The sequence below is a fragment of the Pseudomonas sp. ENNP23 genome (assembly GCF_001728945.1).
Classification (GTDB): domain Bacteria; phylum Pseudomonadota; class Gammaproteobacteria; order Pseudomonadales; family Pseudomonadaceae; genus Metapseudomonas; species Metapseudomonas otitidis.
Map to the genome: position 1 here is coordinate 186,202 of NZ_LYSP01000004.1, position 15,773 is coordinate 201,974.

Here is a 15,773-nt window from a genome sequence, read left to right on the forward strand (position 1 = left end):
GGAAAATTAGCTGACGGGGGTCAGTAACTGCGGGGTCTAGTCGAACAGATCGGGGGTCAGGTCGCTGCTGCCGGGCAGGTCCAGGGGCGCGACCTTGAGAATGCGCCAGACCTGGCGGTCGCTGATTTCGTAGGTGCGGGCCAGCTCATTGACGACGGTGTTGGTGCTGACGCCCTCGCGCACGGCCTGGTCGAACTGGCGGTGTATCTCGGCATCACGCAATCGGCGGATGGCCTTGTCGCATTTGGGGATGTAGACGACCTCCCGCTCATTCATCAGGAACGTGAGCCGGCGGGCAGCATCTTCGCCGACGATTTCCTCCAGGGCCGCGACGCGGGCCTGTCCGTGGCGGCCATGGCCCTGGGCGAAATACCAGCTCGTCCCGCCCAGTTGCTCGACCAGGCGCAGCGCGGCTGCCAGGCCCACCGCATCGGCGATGCGCTGGACAGCCGACGGCAGCAGGTCGCGGGCGCTCTCGATGTTCACCGGGTCCTCCCGTGGCGTTGTGCGTCATAGGCCAGGGCGGCGACCAGGCGGCGCAGCTGGTCGGGGTCGCACCACTCCACGCGCTCGACCTGGAACATGCGCCGCGCCATGCCGTCGGCGTAGGCGATGGTGCGCTCGGCCTCGGCAAGCTGCGCGTTGATCTTGCCGATCAGGGCGGCACGCTCGGGGGCGGGCTCGGCAGTCTGGCGGCCTGCGGGCGCCTTCCTGGGGCTGGTGGGCTGGAACCCGAGGCGCTCCAGCTCGGCCAGCACGCGGCCAATCTGCCGGGGCGTCAGCCCCTTGGATGTCGTTGCGCCTACGGTGCGCATCAGCATGGCGCGATAGGTGTCGTCATCCATACCCAACTGGCGCCGGGCGATCTGAATCTTTCGGGCTGCGGCGCTCATACCGGATTCCTTGGGTCCATGGCGGCCAGGTAGGCCTCCGGGTCGCGGCGGGCCAGGCCCGCCATGTAGCGAATGGCCAAGGTGATGGCCTCGTCGCGTTCTTCGATTCCCGCCACCTGTTGCATCTGCTCCAGATCGTCACGGGTGCTGCGGTAGGTGATGAACGATGTCCGCTCGGCGCCTACGGCAGCGCGATGGGCGGCCTCGCGGTCGCGCTTCGCCTGTTGACGAAGGGCGTCCTGCCGCCGGATTTTGTCGTCTCGTGTGCTCATGCTGGCTGCTCATCAGTACCGGGCCACCACGCCCGGCAGACCATCCCCGGCTTGGCCGGGGCGGTTTCGCTCAGTGAATGCGCTCGATGCTCGTGTTGTTGGCCAGCAGGTGCTTTTTCAGGCTGTTGAAGCTGCTCCAGTCCGGGCGGAAGTACACGTAGCGCTTGGCTGCCATCTTGGTTGCCTCCCTCTTGCCGTAGACCTTGCGCCAGGACTCGACCTGCTTAGCGCTATACACGGCGCGGCTCACCTTGCGCATGAAGCGCCGGGCCTCGTCGTGCTCTGCCTCGCCGTTGTCGTTGGCGTAGCACCATGCGCCCTTGAAAAAACCGTCCACGTAGACAGTCGTTGTCCATTTGCGCCCCTTGGTATCGGCCTCCTGAGCAAGCGTCACCTCGTACTGGTCGCACCTCAGCTTCATGCACCCCCACGGGCTCGCCATCTGCGCCTCAAGGTCGTCCCAATCTTTCTGTTCCATTTCGTGCCTCGGCCTACCTGGTCAATGGAGGGTGTGGGCGGCCGGCATCAGGGCGCAGACCGGGACACGGGAGATGACGGATTCCACCTCCGCCAGCTGTTGCAGCTGTACTGCCAGGGCGCCGGCCTTGGTTGCCCGGCCGAAAATGGAAATGGGGGCTTCGCTCTTGTCGACGGTGACTGATACCTGCCCCGCCTTGGTGTCCTCGATGGTCAATACGAACTTGGCCATTTGCGGCTCCTTCTTATCGTTGGCTCTTGAACTGGATGTGGTACTGGCGGGCCAGTTGGCGGACGCGCTTTTCGGTCAGCCCCAGGCGGAAGGCGATGCGCTTGGGGGCATGCCCCAGGGCAGCCTCGGCCATCACTCTCGATGCGAGCAGGTCGTCACCTGAGAGGCTGCGCTCGGGCTGGGCCGAACGGATCACCTCGGCCACCGGGGGCGGCGGCTCATCGCGCTCTTCCGCCGTCTGCGGCAGGTGGGGGCTGATGACGAACGTCTGCGGCTTGTCGCTCATCTGGAAGCCGACCCGCTCGATTGCGCCGCCACGGGCCAGGAACTCGGCCGTCAGGGCGGCCAGCCGGTCGGACTCGCGGCGGTGCACGTCGGTCCTGTGGGCGATGGGTTCGTCGCGGGTGGTGTCGTGGAAGTTGCGGATATGGGTTCGCATCACTCCACCTCGACTCGGCATTGCCACAGCTCGACGCCCTGGTCGTCACGGACCTGAAGCGTCGCGGTGATGGATTCGGCCCCTTGGAATTGCTTGCGCGCGACGGCTTGGGCGGCAAAGCGGGCATCCTGGGTGCTGGTGGCGCGCAGCTTGGTGCCGGGGATTGTGGCGATATACGCGCCCCCTGCTGCGGCGCGCACGCGGGCAATGAGCATGCGCATCAATGCACCTCCTGCGGATTGATCTTGGCGATGTCCAGGCTGATGGGGACGTACTGGTCGGTATCGCCTACACGCTCGTAGAGGCGCAGATAGGACGTGGTGCTGGCCACTTGGCAGGCCTCGCCAATCGCGGTCATGGCGCGCTTCCAGCGCTCGTCCTCAATGGCCAAGCGGCGCAGGGCCAGGACGCTGGCGGTGCGGATCTCGCCCTTGGTGTCGGTGCGGAATGCGTCGTTGATCAGCAGCGTGACCTCGGGGCGGGCGCCCTCGGTCCAGTCGGCCAGGCATTCATCGATCAGGGCGCGGGCCGCTTGCAGGCGTTCGTCAAAGACGATGCTGTCGGCCTTGGCCCGGATGACCTTGTAACTGCCGTCAAACGTCACCAGCGTGACATTGCCCTTCTTGCCGCCCAGGTGAACGTCGTACTGCTCCGCGCTCAGGTCGACGAAGGCGTCGACATCGCCGAACGCGGCGGCCTTGAACTGGGCCAGCTCCTGGTTGAGTTCGTAGGCGCGGCCCACCAGTTGGCGTACCAGGCGGTCGCGCTCCTGGTCGATGGCCTTGATCATCTCGATGGGGACCAGACGGCCCTGGGCGTCGCGCCACAAGCCGGGTTGAATTTCGGGGGATTGCATCGTGTGTCTCTCCTGCTCAATGCATGGTGTCGCGGTAGCTGATAGGCTCGCGCCATTCCAGGGTTACGCCCCGGAACAGAACGCTGTATCGGGTACTGCCGGCGCTGGGGTGCCGTTGAAAGCCGCCGACGATCAGCCCTTGTTCCAGGAGCCAGCGGCCGTCGGCCGGGCCCACCTCCAGGCGGTTCTCGACGGGGTGGAACGCGCCGATGCGCACCCCCAGCCGCTGCAACTCGCGGGCGGCGCCGTTGAACTGGGCGAGGTTGGCCCGCAGGACGCTGGTCAGCACGACAAGGGGACGGGGCTCAGTGGCGGCCATGGCTCTTCTCCGTACAGTTGGGGTTGTGTGGGCAGTGCTGGCAGGCCCGCCAGTGCTGCATGGCGGGCGGGTTGTGGGTCGGCGCGGGGCGGTCGCGGTAGCTTTGGCACTGCGTGCTGTCGATGACCTCGCCCAGGGCGACGCACTCGATACGGCCGAGGGCTTCCAGGACGCGGCGCTCGATGCGCGCCGTGCTGGGGGACGGGTAGCGGTTCTGCAGGGCCAGGGTCACCGCCGTGCGGCTGATGCCGACACGCTCGGCCACACGGCTGCGGGTGCTGCGCTCCACCTCGCGGGCGAGCAGCGCGATCCACTGCGGGGGCACCTCGCCCCAGGCGGACAGGTCGACGCGGGCGGCGCTGCTCATGGGCGGTCCCCCTGCGCAAGGGCGGCCTCGATGTCGGCCAGCTCGCCTTCCGTCAGCGTGGGGGACAGCCCGCGACCCGCGACCATCGCCAGCAGCTCGCGCATGCGTCGGTTCTCAGCACGCAAAGCCGCCAGGCTGTCCTGCCCCTTGGCCCACACCACCTGGTCGAGGTTCGGGTCGTAGACCTGTTCATAGGTACTGCGCTGGTAGATGGGGTGCAGCGGGCCGGTATTGCGGCCAGGCATCAGCCGATAGCGCGCGGGGTTGCCTGGGATGCCGCCCTCGCGGCTGACGTAGCCGGCCAGGGCCAGGCCCTGGAGGTACACGCGGGCGGCGCCTTCGGTGATGGCGGCGCCGCCCACCTGGGCCTGTGCTGCTGCCTCGGCCGCACTCAGCTCGCCCAGGATGCGCAGCGCACGCCAGATGCATTCGACGGCCTCGGGGGGCTGGCGCTCGCCGCGACGGTTCACGCGCGGCGCTTCGGCACCTTCATCCTGGAGCAGGTCCCACAGGGCGTCGCGGCCCATGGCGCGCACCTGGCCGACGATGCCGGCTTTGCACAGCGCCCGCAGGTAGTCGCGCACCGCCTCATCATCCTGGCCACTGCGGCGGGATACGTTGTAGGTGGTGAGTGCTACGTCGCTGCGGGCCAGGGTACGGATGGCTTGCCACATGTGCTGGCGGGGCAGCAGGCCGCCGGCCATGGACAGGTGGACGGGACGCTTGCCGGTACGCATCAGGCGATCCTCCGGGCCGGGGCCTCGCCAGTGAACCAGCCGCGCTTGCCCCAGGCCGCCAGGTCCATGGTGGTGACGCCTGCGGCCTGCGCCTGGGTGTGGACCTGGTACAGGTTGACGACCGCCCGGCGCAGGCACCCGCGCACCTGGCGGTTGAGGTCGTCCAGCAGGTCGTCGGCCAGGGTGAGGTTGGGGTAGGTGGTCTCGGCCAGCTCGCGCAGGTCCTCCAGTGCGGCGGGCTGGGCCGGCACCCATTCCAGGACCCGGTTGTGCAGGCGCTCCAGGCGGGCCAGGCTGGCGGGGACACGTTCCTCGCCGATCAGGACGATGGTGCCCTGGCTGGCGTTGTAGAGGTCGGTGAGGATGTTCGCGGCGGCCTTGTCCACCAGGTACTGGACGTCATCCACGATCAGCGGGCGGCCGCTGCGGCTGAGCTGCTCGGCGATCTGGTCGACCATCTCCGACAGGGTGCGGGCCGGGGTGATGGCCATCTCGCGCAGGACGCCCAACAAGAAAGCCTTGCGGGTCCAGGCTTCGCGGCATTCGACGTAGTAGGCGCGGTGGCGGTTGGCGGCAAACGAGGCGGCGATGCTCTTGCCGTAGCCGGTGGGGCCGTACATGACGACCAGGCCAGGCAGGCCAGCGGGGCGCAGCATGGCGCGGTTGATGGCGCTGGTGAGCAGGCCGACGTTGGTAAGGGGGGCGATTTTGGTGGTCATCGTGCGTTACTCCTGGTCAAGCGTTGGCCGTTGAGGCGGCCGTGAATTCGTACATGTCGAGGATGTCTAGGTATTCGGGGGTGTCGGGGTAGCTGCGGTGCCAGCGGCTGGCCTCGTCGTCCAGCAGCTCGCCGGACGCGACGCGGGCGTCGAGGCGCTTCCACAGGCGGTAACGGGACATTGAATCGCCGGGCACCTGGAAGGCGTCGGCCGGGGCAGCGGCGAGCCGGCGGGCCTCGGCCAACTGCTCGGCGGGAATCGCGGCAACTGGCGCGGCCTTTGGCACGACGTGCAGCTCGACGTCGTGGCCGGTCACGGTCTTGGCTTTCTTGACCAGTCGTGCCAGTTGGCCCTGCTCGCGTTTCGCGGTGGCGCGGTCTATGAGGCTCTGCGGCATTGCGGGGCTGGCGTTGCCATCGCGCTGCGCCTCGCCGATCAGTTCGCCGTCCAGGGTGTGGACCCATACGCGGCTGGCGTCGCGGAAGTCATAGGCAACGCGGACTTCCTGGCCGTGCAGGGGCTCCAGCTCCCGCAGGAAGTACACGCTGCTGAAGAGGCGCACCTCTGCGCGGTTGGTGGTGCGCACCACCTGCGGGCGTACCAGGCTTTCAACCACGGCGGCATCGGCCTTCAGGGCCTCCCAGCCGTCGGCCTGCGCCGACTTCCAGGACTCCATCGGGCTTTGATGGCGCATCCTCCCGCTTTCGAGGTCGCGCACCTTGGGGAGCCCCCGATGCGGGGCGTGGTTGTAGGTGTCCAGTGCCTGCTGCAAGGCGGCAAAGAAGTCCGCAAAGGTGGGGATGTGCTTCGGCTGCAATCCTTGGGCGATCTGCCGGCGGGACTGGCGGTGGACGCGGGTCGCCGCTTCCTTGTCCATGTCGGCGCCGATGTAGCTGTCGAAAGCCTTGGCCAGGCGGACCAGAATGGTTTTATGGGGGCGTTCAATCACGCCACGGGCCTGGGAGTTGTAAGGCAGCGAGTGGGTGATGGTGCCGCCCAGTCGGTCGTTGACCTCATAGACGACGGCGTTGTCGAAGCCGCTGCCGTTGTCCACGTACAGCACTTTGTACATGCCGACCCGGCTCACGCCGTCGCGCAGGGTGTCGAGCGTCGCGAGGGTCGACTCGGCCAGGTTGACGGAGAAGCCGACGATGCGCCGGGTGCCCCAGTCGATAACCATGGTGATTTCGGGCCGGAAGACCTGGCCGGTAAGCGGGTTGAGCACCTCGGCGTCGAATGTGTGGCCGTCCGCGATCCAGACGTCATTGGGCCAGAGCATGTCGGCCGTGCGCCGATTGAACGCCTTCAGCGACTTGATTTCCCGTGCGCCGATCCGGCCTTGCTCGCGCACCTGCGGCGGCATCTTGGCCAGCATCCGCCGCACGGCGTGAATGCTGGGGCAGCCTGGATACTCGACCTTGAAGGCGGCATAGGCCGCCTCGACGCTGGGCTTCTGCGGGCGCTGGTAGTGCTTGAGGAAGGTCGGGGCCCACACCGGCAGCGTCATGTCGGGCTTGCGGCGGGCGGGCGCCAGGGCAATTTCGCCATCCTTGCGGAAGTCCGCCAGCCAGCGCTTGAGGGTGCGCTCGCTGAGGGTGCGGTCGGCGTTCTTGCGGTCGTTGGCGCGCTCGACCTGTTTGGCCAGGTAGTGGTTGAGCTTGCCGTCGCGCGCCAGGTCCACCAGCGTCAGGATGGCCCGCTGCTGGCTGACCATCTGGCTCATGCGCTCAATCTCGCGAATGATCGACACCCGCGCGGCCATCACCTCGCGTTGATCGTCGGTCAGCCGTGACACGGAAACACCGTCACGCTGAGGCGCAATCAGGGTGTGCGGGGCGCTCGGGGCAGGCGACTGAGCCGGCTGCTCCTGCTGGACCAGGCGCGCCACCAGGGCGGCCTGGGTCTCGGCGGGGAGTACGGCGAAGCTGTATTCCTGGCCTCCACCTTGAGCCAGGCGCAACTGTGCTTCCCAGCCTTCGCGCTTGGCTCGCAGGTTGACTCCCTGCACTGTGCCCGGCAAACCAGGCAGGCCGGCCAACTCTTTGGCGGTGAACCACTTACGCATGGTCACCACCTCTGTATAGGCAGGAGGGCACTTCTCGGTTAGGTTGGCCGGCACCAACTACGCCAACCAAGGACCCCCCAATGACGGAAGAGGAGTACAAGCTGGAGTACGAACGGCAACTAGCCAGTTTGCCGCCACTTGTCGCTGCACAGATTGAGCAACTGAAGGAGAGAGCCTTTGCGCAGGAAATCGTCATTGCATGGCTCCTGGCGCAGGTGCAGAGGGTTCCAGGTCTGCGCTCAGATCATGCCCGTCGTTTCCTGTCGCGGATGGCGAATGAGGGAGAGCAGTCGGAGTCAGGCCAACACGCTGAACTCGTTGCATTAGCCGACGAACTGCACTCACTTCTCGACGATTTTGAGCAGCCTCGATAAGCGCAGTGCTGATGATGGTGGGCTCATCAACCGTTACGGAGAGGTCCTTATCATCCAGCAGCACACGACCATGCCGGGCCAGTTCGGAGTCAGTGAACGTGCAGTGACCCTGGTCATCTGCTCCAGGCTGGCCAGCCCAGTCTGAGCAGCGCAGGCGATTCAACGGCTGGTCGCCAAACCCCAGGGATGGCAGATGCTCTACAAATTGCGCGCGGTAATCCCGACCCGCGAGCGGGGCACGGATGATCAGCCAATCGCCTGGCTTGAGGTCTGCGGGCCTCATGCTTCACCCCCGATCCGACGCTTAAGCTCCCGCGCCTGGCGGGCTGCTTCATCTCGGGCACGCTCCAGGCGGCCCAACTCACCCAGCAAGGCATCGCGCCCGTAGGCCACGCGCCCACCGCGTTGAGTAACAAGCCAGTTGGTCAGCAGGTGGCTGGCGCACACTTCTTCAAGCAGCGCCGCCCGGTAAAAAGGCAGGTTGTGGTCGGTACGGGCCGGGCTGGCCCAGGCGTCGAGCATGGCTTTCGACACGTCATCACCGGACAGGCGCGACATGCGGGCGGCCACTTCGTAGCGGTCGATCCCGGCCGCCTTGAGCATCTCGCCCACCAGTTCGCTCACCTGGGCCGAGTAGTTGCCCTGGCCAGGAATGGCCAGCACCGGCTGGGGAATCTCGAACAGATCGAGGGTCCGGTCGTCTTTTCCGTGACGCACGTTCACGCCTCCCCGACCGCTATACGGTGCGAAACAGGAGAGTAACGGCTATCCTTGGCGCCACCTCGCGGGAACACTTCCGCGCGGTTTGGCCGTTTCCGGCTAGGTGTGCCGTCGGCGTTCCAACGCTCCGGCCATAGCTCTATCGGGAGCACGCCTAGCGTTTTAGCGATAGCGCGCTCGATGCGCGGATACGGCGAGTGTTTCACCGCACGGATAGCCCGGTCGGTCACATCGAGCTGGCGAGCCAGCTCGGCAGGCGGACAGTCATGGACGCGTAGCTGGTATTTGATCCACTCCCAGCGCTTGGCTGAGTCGAGGGGCATTTCGGCAATGTTCATCAGTAACAACCATCTTGGCGGGTGGTTTTTTTAGGCCGTCTAACAGCCTGTTACGGATAAACATAGAACCATGGAGCTTGAAAATCAACACCAAAGAGCGTGTTTCAAGTTCGCTATTCATTCAAATGGTGCTATTCGTTTGAAAAAATCAGATAAATCAAGCGCTTGCGCGAACCTGAAAGTGGATAAAAAAAACGAATGCTCGCTTTCAAGCTCTGCCGCCGAGCCTGAAAGCGGAAAATTCAGCGAGCGCCTGAGGGAGGCCATTGGCTCACGGTCCGTTTTGGCGTTCTCAAAGGAGTGCGGGATAAGCGATAGCTTGGTGAGGAAGTACCTGGGGGGCTCGCTCCCTGGTACTGATAATCTTGTGCTCATGGCCAGAGCAGCGAAGGTCAGCATCGCTTGGCTTGCGGCGGGTGAAGGGGAAAAACACTTAGGCGGGCAGGCGGCGAACAGCACAGATGACAGTACCTATGCCTACGTCCCGCTGTATGACGCCCGCTGTAGTGCAGGCAGTGGCGCCTGGAACGAGCGCAGTCGCGTCTTGGTGAACCTTTCGTTTACCCGCTACAGCCTGCGCAAGAAGGGGCTGATGCCTGCCAACCTGGCGTGCCTGCGCGTAGACGGCGATTCGATGACCGGCCTCCTAGAGGATGGCGACACGGTCATGATTGATCTGCACCGCAACACCCTAGAGGGTGAGGGTGTCTATGTGGTGATGCTTGATGACCACCTCTACGCTAAGCGACTGCAACGCCAGTTCGATGGCTCGGTGCTGATCATCAGCCATAACGCCGCATACAAAGAGATGGTGGTCCCTAAGGATCGATTGTCTGAGCTGCACATCATTGGCCGCGTGGTTTGGGCCGGCGGCTGGATGGTGTAGGGATTGGCCCTGCTCGTTCCTGGTATACTCACACCGCTAACGTAGACTCACCCACCGAACACTCGGTGCCAAATCCTGATGCGAAATCGGCAGTCCGTGACTCTTCGCATCTTTTGGCACTGAATCCCCTCCCGACCAGCCACATCCCGCGTCGTCCGGCCTCTTCCGGTTTCCCCCGCACTCTTCCGGCTCCCGTCCCCCTGTGCCAATACTCCCACTAGCTCACATAGGGGCAAAGGTCCCATGAAAAAGCCCGCCCCGGAGGGAGGCGGGCCCTGCCCCACGTCAGACCGTATCGGTCTTCAGCGTGCCGTCACCCAGCATCCCGCTGATCACCCCCGCCGCGTCGGCTGCGCCGTAGGCTGCCTGCAGGTTGATGCCATCGAGCACGATGGTCGGCCCACCCGTGCCACTGCCGGGACCGTTGCTGTCCACCGTGATGGTGGTGTTGGTGCCGAAGCTGAAGGTCAGGTACTGGCTCAGGCTGCCCACATTGGCCTGCTCCCCGGAGAGCAGTTGTGACAGGTCCAGCGCATCCACACCCTGGGTGAAGTCGGTGATGTGGGTGGTACCGGTGTTGCCCAGCAGCCACTTGAAGGTGTCGGCGCCGTCGCCACCGGTGAGGGTGTCATTGCCACCCGCGCCGATCAGCGTATCGTTGCCGGCCAGCCCGCTGAGCACGTTGGCCCCGCTGTTGCCGGTGAGGGTGTCGTTGTAGTTCGAGCCTGTCAGGTTCTCCATGCCCACCAGGGTGTCCAGCCCTGCCCCGCCGGTGTTCTGCTGGCCGCTGATGCCGAGGCTGACGTTGACCCCGACGCTGGCATCCTGGTAGCCGGCGGTGTCGGTGCCGCTGCCGCCATCCAGGTAGTCATCACCGGAACCGCCCACCAGCAGGTCATTGCCGGAGCCGCCATTGAGGGTGTCGTTACCGTCATTGCCCAGCAGCACATCGTTGCCACCATTGCCGTTGAGGGTGTGCCCGCCCGCCAGGCCGTCCACCAGCAGGTTGGCGCTGTTGTTGCCGTCGAGCACCCCGTCGGTGTCACGGCTCAGACTGACCGAGGTGGCCACCGACTCGGCGCTGTAGCTCAAAGAGCCCCCCGCCGCGCCGCTGTCGGTGACGCTCACCACTCCTCCTGCCAGGCTCGCCGTCATGCCGCTGACACTGCCCACAGTGCTGATGTGCAGCGTGCTGGTGTCCGGATCGGTGTCGTTGTACAGCAAGGCCCATTCCGGCACGGGCACCGTTACCCCTGCAGCCACGTTGGTGATCAGCGAATCCCCGGTGAGGGTCGGAGCGTCATTCACCGGGGTGACGTTGATGGTGGCCCTGTCGACTGCCCTCAGTGCACCGCCTCCAATGGCGCCGGCGTCGTCGATCATCAGCATCAGCGCCACCGCAGCCGCCGTGTTGGTGCTGGCCAGGAAGGAGATGCTCCCCGCCGCCCCCGACCCGGTGTCGGTCCCCCCCAGCAGGTTGTTCAGTTGGGTCAGGGTGCCGCGGAAAGTCACCTGCGACGTGCCGTTGCCAGTGATGCTGCTGACCCCGCTGTTGCCCGCCGAGACGTTCAGTACACCCTGGGTCACCGCCAGCGTCACGGTGCGCAGGTCGCTGCCGCCATCCACATCGCCCACGCTCATGCCAGTGCCGCTGAGCGTCAGGCTGCTCTTCTCGCCGGTGCTGTAGGTGAGCCGGCTGATGTCAGCGGTCGGCGCATCGTTCACCGGGGTGACGTTGAACGTGATGGTGTTCGGGTTCGGGTCGAGGTCGACCCCGCCATTGGCCGTCCCACCGTTGTCCTGCACCTGGAAGGTGAACGTCGCGTAACCGTTGCCATTGGCGTTGGCCGCCGGGCTGAACACCAGCTTGCCGGCTGCCAGATCGGCGGCCGAGACGAAGGTCCCGGCGCTGATGGCGCTGCCGTTGAGCAGCAGCGTGCCGGCCGTGGGCAGCGTGGTGATCTTCACCGCCGCCAGGCTGTTGCCCTCGCTGTCGGAGAAGCCGAAGTTGGCCGCCGTCAGCACATGGCTGGTGTCCTCCAGCAGGCTCAGGGTGGCGTCGGCACCGGCCGGCGGGCTGTTGGCATCGATCACATTGAGGGTCAGGTTGGCGCTGTCCGTCGTGCCGTCGCTGTCCACCAGGGTGTAGCTGAACTGCTCGGTGGCGTTGGCGGTGAGCCCTTCCGGCGCCACGTAGCTCCAGGCCCCGGTGGCGAAGTTGAAGGTCAGCTTGCCGTGCAGCGGCGTGTCGATCCCGGTGAGCTGGTTGCCGCTGATGGGCGAACCACTGCTCGGGGTGATGGTGCTGCCGCCGTTCCAGGTGTAGGTGATGCTGCCGATGGTGATGGACTTGATGTAGCCCGCGCCATCCGGCCCGTAGCTGTCGTCGTCGGCAGTGCCGGCCACGCCATCGGAGCCCTTGAGCACGTTGCCGGTCACATCGCCGCCAACCACCTGCCCCAGCAGCGCATCCACCAGTTGGCCGAAGCCGGAGACACTCAGCGGCGAGCCCTGGCCGTCGAGGTCGACGTCCTGCAGACGCGCCGTGTTGATGCCGTTGCCGATGCCCACCGTGGTGACGTTGATGCCGTTGTTGTCGACGAAACTGTTCCAGGCCGTCGATGTGGCATCGGCCAGCGAATTGCCGCCGCTGCCGGTCTGCTCGTTGGGGTTGCCGTCACTGATGAACACCACCTGGTTGCTCCAGCCGGCAATCGGCTGGTACGCGCCCATGGTTTCCTGGATGCCCGCCGTGAAGTCGGTGCCGTCAGCGAACGGCCGGGTGCCGCCCTCGGCCGGGTTGAGGCTGGCAATCAGCGCCGAGAACGCCTCCACACTGGTGACAGGCGCATAAGAGGTGGCCGTCGAGGAGAAGGCCACGATCTGCAACTGCACATGCCCGCTGGTGCCATCGAACAGCTCGGCACCCGCCTGGCGCACCGCACTGAGCATCTGGTTCAGCTCGGTGTTGTCGATGCTGCCGCTGAAGTCCAGCACGAAGACCAGGTTGAAGTCCCGGCCGTGCCCTTCCACCACGCTGGCCACGTCGTCCTTCGCATCCGGCCCGCTGTCCACGGCCACCACGTTGATGGTGGTGTGGGCGGTATTGGAGTTGGTCACCCCGTCGTTCACCGTCACCGTCACGTCACGGGGGGTGGTGCTCGGCGTGTTGCTGGTGTTGGAGAAGCGGATCGCCTCCAACGCCGTCTCGTAGGTGGCCTGGCTGGCCACACCGGTGAGGGTGACGGTGATCTTGCCGGCCACGCTGGTGTCCACCACCGCCGTGATACCGGCCGGCATCCCGGTGGCGCTGAGCACATCGCCAGCCTGGGCGTTGGTCAGCACCACCTTGGCCGAGGCGATGGTGCTGCCGTCGACGTCGGTGATCTGGCTGTCCAGGTCGGCAATGGCCACCGCCGGCTGGCCTTCGGTGAAGCTGGTGCGGTAATCGGCCCCACTGGCACCGCTGCTGTTGTTGGCATCCAGATCCAGCACCGGTGCATCGTTCACCGCCGCGACGTTGATAGTCACAGTGGCGCTGTTGCTGTACAGGCTGCCGTCGCTCACCTGGTACTGGAAGGTGGCATAGGGCGCACCGTTCTCGTTGCCATCGGGCACGAACACCAGCTTGCCGGCAGCGATGTCGGCGAGGCTGATCACCTGGTTCAGAGTCACCGCCACGCCGTCGAGCTTCAACACGCCATCGGTGGCCAACTGGGTCACCTTGATGTTCGCAAAGCTGCCGGAATCGCTGTCGCTGTCGTTGATCGGCCCGGTGCCATCGCTGCCGAACAGCCCGCTGGTGGTGATGGTCACGGCGTTATCTTCAGTGGTGCTGAAGGTGTCGTTGACCGCCACCGGCGCATCGTTCACCGCCGTCACGTTGATGGTCACCGTGGCCGCGTTGCTGAAGGTGGCACCGTCGCTCACCTGGTACTTGAAGGTGGCGTAGGGCGCGCCGTTCTCGTTGCCATCGGGCACGAACACCAGCTTGTTGGCGTTGATGTCGGCCAGCGAGATCACCTGGTTCAGGGTCACCGCCACGCCGTTGAGGGTGAGCACACCGTTGCTCGCCAACTGGGTCACCTTGATGGCGGTGAAGCTGCCGGAGTCGCTGTCGCGGTCGTTCATCGGCCCGGTGCCATCGCTGCCGAACAGGCCCTCGGCAGTGAGGGTCAGCGGGCTGTCCTCGGCAGTGGTGAAGGTGTCGTTCACCGCCACCGGAACAGCGTTGGTGGCCGTCACATTGATGGTCAGTTGGCCGCTGGCGCCGTCCTTGTCGGCATCGCTGATGCTGTAGCCCACCACTTCCGAGACATTGCCGCTCAACCCGGAAGGCGCGGTGTAGTTCCAGTCGCCGGTTTTGAAGTTGAACTGCAGCTTGCCGCCCAGCGCCGTGTTCACCGATAGCTGGGCGGTGGCATCGCTGCCGTCCCAGGAGTAGGTCACGCCGCTCACGGTCACCGAGGTGATACCGCCCTTGCCGTCAGCGCCGAAGCTGTCGTCGTCGGCGGTGCCGGCCACGCCATCGGAGCCCTTGAGCACGTTGCCGCCCACCTGGCCGGAGCTGACGCCGGTCAGCAGCGCATCCACCAGTTGGTCGAAGGTGCCGACGCGGATCGGCGTGCCGCTGCCGTCGAGATCGACATTCTGCAGCTTGCCGTCATCGATGCCGTTACCCACGCCCACTGTGGTGACGTTGAGGCCATTGTTGGCGATGAACTGCGCCCAGGCCGTGGCCGTGGCATCAGCCAGGGCGTTGCCGCCTGTGCCGGTCTGCTCGTTGGGGTTGCCATCGCTGACGAACACCACCTGGTTGCTCCAGCCCGGCTGGGGCACGTAGTTGGCGATGGTGGCCTTGATGGCATCGGTGAAGTCGGTGCCCCCGTCGAACGGCCGGGTGCCGCCATCCAGCGGGTTGAGCGAGTTGACCAGCGACTCGAAGGCCGCATAGGAAGTGACCGGTGCATAGGCCTGGGCGGTGGAGGAGAAGGCCACCACCTGCATCTGCACATCACCCGGGGTGCCCTGGAACAGCGACTGGGCCGCTGCCTTCACGGCATCCAGCATCTGGTTCAGCTCGGTGTTGTCGAGGCTGCCGCTGAAATCCAGCACGAACACCATGTTGATGTCCGGCGCGTTGGACTCGGCCACCGTGGCCACGTCGTTGCGCGCCACCGGGGTGTCGTCGTCCACACTCAGGCTCAGGGTGCCGTTGGCGCTGTCGCCGTCCTTGTCAGTGACCTTGTAGGTCAACTGGAACTGGACGTTGTTCTCGTCCTGCCCGTCCGGGTGGCGGATGGGTGCGTTCTGCACCACCTGGTAGGCGCCGCTGGTGCTGTTGAGGGTCACGGTCAGCACCGTAGTGGCGCCCTGCTTGACCAGCAGGTTGCTGCCCGAGGTCTCGTAGGTGAAACCGCTGGGCGCCCCGCTGGTGACCCAGGTGATCGAGCCCGCGCCGTCGGCGCCGAAGCTGTGGGCCACCGTGCCGCTGGTGTTCTGCGCATTCACGTCGTCGCCCACGCCGCCGGGGTTGCCGTTGGCCAGGGTGTCGTCGTCCAGCTTCACGTCGATGTTGCCGGCGGTGGGCGCGTCATCCTTGAAGCTGATGGCATTGCCCAGGTCGAGGCTGGTACTGGTGGAGTCGCCGTCCTTGTCGCTGATCGTGGCCACCAGCTTCACCAGGTCCGCCGCCGCAAGGCCGGTGGCCTGGTCAACCCCGCTGTCCGGGCTGTGCAGGAGGGCCAGTTTCTGGTCGAGGGTCACCTTGCCGACGCTGTCCACGGTCAGGGTGAAGGCCACGGCGCCGCCGCTGCCGCCCACACGACCAACTACCTGCCCGCCCTCCAGATAGAGCTTGATGTCAGTGCCGCTGGCACTGTCCTTCAAGCCACTGCTGGCGCCCTCGGCACTCACCGCCAGGCTGTAGGCGATGCTGCCCGCACCGTCGGCACCGTAGTTGCCAGTGAAGGCACCACTGAAGTCGGTGGTGGCGTCGGTGCCCAGGATGGTTTCGTCCACCTGCAGGCTGGCGACGCCGGCCTGACCGGCGCTGATGCTCGGCGCATCGTCCTTGAAA

At 65.7% G+C, this 15,773-nt stretch carries 18 protein-coding genes and 1 other RNA gene; 2 read left to right on the forward strand and 17 right to left on the reverse strand.

Annotated features, from left to right (window positions below):
- Positions 1-36: 36 nt before the first annotated feature.
- The 14 genes from A9G05_RS04195 to A9G05_RS04260 form a co-directional block, all read right to left on the reverse strand.
- Entirely contained in the window at positions 37-486 is a 450-nt protein-coding gene (locus A9G05_RS04195; protein WP_069559774.1) for a Mor transcription activator family protein, read from the reverse strand.
- Positions 483-893 (reverse strand): gp16 family protein, encoded by a 411-nt coding sequence (locus tag A9G05_RS04200; protein ID WP_069559775.1) that lies wholly within the window; start codon positions 891-893, stop codon positions 483-485. The genes A9G05_RS04195 and A9G05_RS04200 overlap by 4 nt, the downstream gene beginning before the upstream one ends.
- Complete coding sequence (locus A9G05_RS04205; RefSeq protein ID WP_069559776.1) at positions 890-1,165, reverse strand: hypothetical protein; 276 nt, start codon at positions 1,163-1,165, stop codon at positions 890-892. Before A9G05_RS04205 ends, A9G05_RS04200 begins: the two co-directional genes overlap by 4 nt.
- Positions 1,165-1,237: hammerhead ribozyme type II (locus A9G05_RS04210), an RNA gene on the reverse strand. The genes A9G05_RS04205 and A9G05_RS04210 overlap by 1 nt, the downstream gene beginning before the upstream one ends.
- Positions 1,236-1,643, reverse strand: a complete 408-nt coding sequence (locus A9G05_RS04215) for a hypothetical protein (RefSeq protein WP_069559777.1) — start codon at positions 1,641-1,643, stop codon at positions 1,236-1,238. Before A9G05_RS04215 ends, A9G05_RS04210 begins: the two co-directional genes overlap by 2 nt.
- Positions 1,644-1,664: 21 nt before the next feature.
- A complete protein-coding gene (locus A9G05_RS04220; protein WP_069559778.1) occupies positions 1,665-1,874 on the reverse strand; it encodes a hypothetical protein in 210 nt (69 codons plus the stop codon).
- A 13-nt stretch (positions 1,875-1,887) separates the two neighbouring features.
- Positions 1,888-2,313 carry a hypothetical protein gene (locus A9G05_RS04225; protein ID WP_069559779.1) on the reverse strand — a complete coding sequence of 142 codons (426 nt, stop codon included), beginning with the start codon at positions 2,311-2,313 and terminating at the stop codon, positions 1,888-1,890.
- Complete coding sequence (locus A9G05_RS04230; protein WP_069559780.1) at positions 2,313-2,534, reverse strand: hypothetical protein; 222 nt, start codon at positions 2,532-2,534, stop codon at positions 2,313-2,315. The genes A9G05_RS04225 and A9G05_RS04230 overlap by 1 nt, the downstream gene beginning before the upstream one ends.
- Positions 2,534-3,169 (reverse strand): DUF3164 family protein, encoded by a 636-nt coding sequence (locus tag A9G05_RS04235; RefSeq protein WP_069559781.1) that lies wholly within the window; start codon positions 3,167-3,169, stop codon positions 2,534-2,536. Before A9G05_RS04235 ends, A9G05_RS04230 begins: the two co-directional genes overlap by 1 nt.
- A 16-nt stretch (positions 3,170-3,185) precedes the next feature.
- Entirely contained in the window at positions 3,186-3,488 is a 303-nt protein-coding gene (locus A9G05_RS04240; RefSeq protein WP_069559782.1) for a hypothetical protein, read from the reverse strand.
- Positions 3,475-3,855 (reverse strand): hypothetical protein, encoded by a 381-nt coding sequence (locus A9G05_RS04245; RefSeq protein WP_069559783.1) that lies wholly within the window; start codon positions 3,853-3,855, stop codon positions 3,475-3,477. Before A9G05_RS04245 ends, A9G05_RS04240 begins: the two co-directional genes overlap by 14 nt.
- Complete coding sequence (locus tag A9G05_RS04250) at positions 3,852-4,592, reverse strand: hypothetical protein (protein ID WP_069559784.1); 741 nt, start codon at positions 4,590-4,592, stop codon at positions 3,852-3,854. The genes A9G05_RS04245 and A9G05_RS04250 overlap by 4 nt, the downstream gene beginning before the upstream one ends.
- Complete coding sequence (locus A9G05_RS28285; protein WP_069559785.1) at positions 4,592-5,311, reverse strand: AAA family ATPase; 720 nt, start codon at positions 5,309-5,311, stop codon at positions 4,592-4,594. The genes A9G05_RS04250 and A9G05_RS28285 overlap by 1 nt, the downstream gene beginning before the upstream one ends.
- 16 nt (positions 5,312-5,327) lie before the next feature.
- Positions 5,328-7,376, reverse strand: coding sequence for a DNA-binding protein (locus A9G05_RS04260; RefSeq protein ID WP_069559786.1), 2,049 nt, complete (start codon positions 7,374-7,376; stop codon positions 5,328-5,330).
- A gap of 80 nt (positions 7,377-7,456) precedes the next feature.
- On the opposite strand from A9G05_RS04260, the gene A9G05_RS04265 reads away from it, so the two are divergent.
- Positions 7,457-7,750, forward strand: coding sequence for a hypothetical protein (locus A9G05_RS04265; protein WP_069559787.1), 294 nt, complete (start codon positions 7,457-7,459; stop codon positions 7,748-7,750).
- Positions 7,751-8,029: 279 nt separating this feature from the next.
- Here A9G05_RS04265 and A9G05_RS04270 read toward each other — a convergent pair whose 3' ends face one another.
- Both A9G05_RS04270 and A9G05_RS26375 read right to left on the reverse strand, forming a co-directional pair.
- Positions 8,030-8,467: a hypothetical protein gene (locus tag A9G05_RS04270; protein ID WP_069559788.1), complete on the reverse strand. Its 438-nt coding sequence runs from the start codon at positions 8,465-8,467 to the stop codon at positions 8,030-8,032.
- A gap of 2 nt (positions 8,468-8,469) precedes the next feature.
- Entirely contained in the window at positions 8,470-8,808 is a 339-nt protein-coding gene (locus tag A9G05_RS26375) for a helix-turn-helix domain-containing protein (RefSeq protein WP_083272489.1), read from the reverse strand.
- Between the two features lie 70 nt (positions 8,809-8,878).
- On the opposite strand from A9G05_RS26375, the gene A9G05_RS04275 reads away from it, so the two are divergent.
- Positions 8,879-9,694, forward strand: a complete 816-nt coding sequence (locus tag A9G05_RS04275) for a helix-turn-helix transcriptional regulator (RefSeq protein WP_083272490.1) — start codon at positions 8,879-8,881, stop codon at positions 9,692-9,694.
- Between the two features lie 285 nt (positions 9,695-9,979).
- Here A9G05_RS04275 and A9G05_RS04280 read toward each other — a convergent pair.
- Positions 9,980-15,773, reverse strand: a 5,794-nt coding sequence (locus tag A9G05_RS04280) for a DUF5801 repeats-in-toxin domain-containing protein (RefSeq protein ID WP_139131070.1), incomplete at its 5' end; no start/stop codon positions are given.

Coding starts and splice junctions, on each gene's coding strand:
- A9G05_RS04200 (WP_069559775.1), bottom strand. CDS start 893: ATGAGCGCCGCAGCCCGAAAGATTCAGATCGCCCGGCGCCAGTTGGGT.
- A9G05_RS04205 (WP_069559776.1), bottom strand. CDS start 1,165: ATGAGCACACGAGACGACAAAATCCGGCGGCAGGACGCCCTTCGTCAA.
- A9G05_RS04215 (WP_069559777.1), bottom strand. CDS start 1,643: ATGGAACAGAAAGATTGGGACGACCTTGAGGCGCAGATGGCGAGCCCG.
- A9G05_RS04220 (WP_069559778.1), bottom strand. CDS start 1,874: ATGGCCAAGTTCGTATTGACCATCGAGGACACCAAGGCGGGGCAGGTA.
- A9G05_RS04225 (WP_069559779.1), bottom strand. CDS start 2,313: ATGCGAACCCATATCCGCAACTTCCACGACACCACCCGCGACGAACCC.
- A9G05_RS04230 (WP_069559780.1), bottom strand. CDS start 2,534: ATGCGCATGCTCATTGCCCGCGTGCGCGCCGCAGCAGGGGGCGCGTAT.
- A9G05_RS04235 (WP_069559781.1), bottom strand. CDS start 3,169: ATGCAATCCCCCGAAATTCAACCCGGCTTGTGGCGCGACGCCCAGGGC.
- A9G05_RS04240 (WP_069559782.1), bottom strand. CDS start 3,488: ATGGCCGCCACTGAGCCCCGTCCCCTTGTCGTGCTGACCAGCGTCCTG.
- A9G05_RS04245 (WP_069559783.1), bottom strand. CDS start 3,855: ATGAGCAGCGCCGCCCGCGTCGACCTGTCCGCCTGGGGCGAGGTGCCC.
- A9G05_RS04250 (WP_069559784.1), bottom strand. CDS start 4,592: ATGCGTACCGGCAAGCGTCCCGTCCACCTGTCCATGGCCGGCGGCCTG.
- A9G05_RS28285 (WP_069559785.1), bottom strand. CDS start 5,311: ATGACCACCAAAATCGCCCCCCTTACCAACGTCGGCCTGCTCACCAGC.
- A9G05_RS04260 (WP_069559786.1), bottom strand. CDS start 7,376: ATGCGTAAGTGGTTCACCGCCAAAGAGTTGGCCGGCCTGCCTGGTTTG.
- A9G05_RS04265 (WP_069559787.1), top strand. CDS start 7,457: ATGACGGAAGAGGAGTACAAGCTGGAGTACGAACGGCAACTAGCCAGT.
- A9G05_RS26375 (WP_083272489.1), bottom strand. CDS start 8,808: ATGAACATTGCCGAAATGCCCCTCGACTCAGCCAAGCGCTGGGAGTGG.
- A9G05_RS04275 (WP_083272490.1), top strand. CDS start 8,879: ATGGAGCTTGAAAATCAACACCAAAGAGCGTGTTTCAAGTTCGCTATT.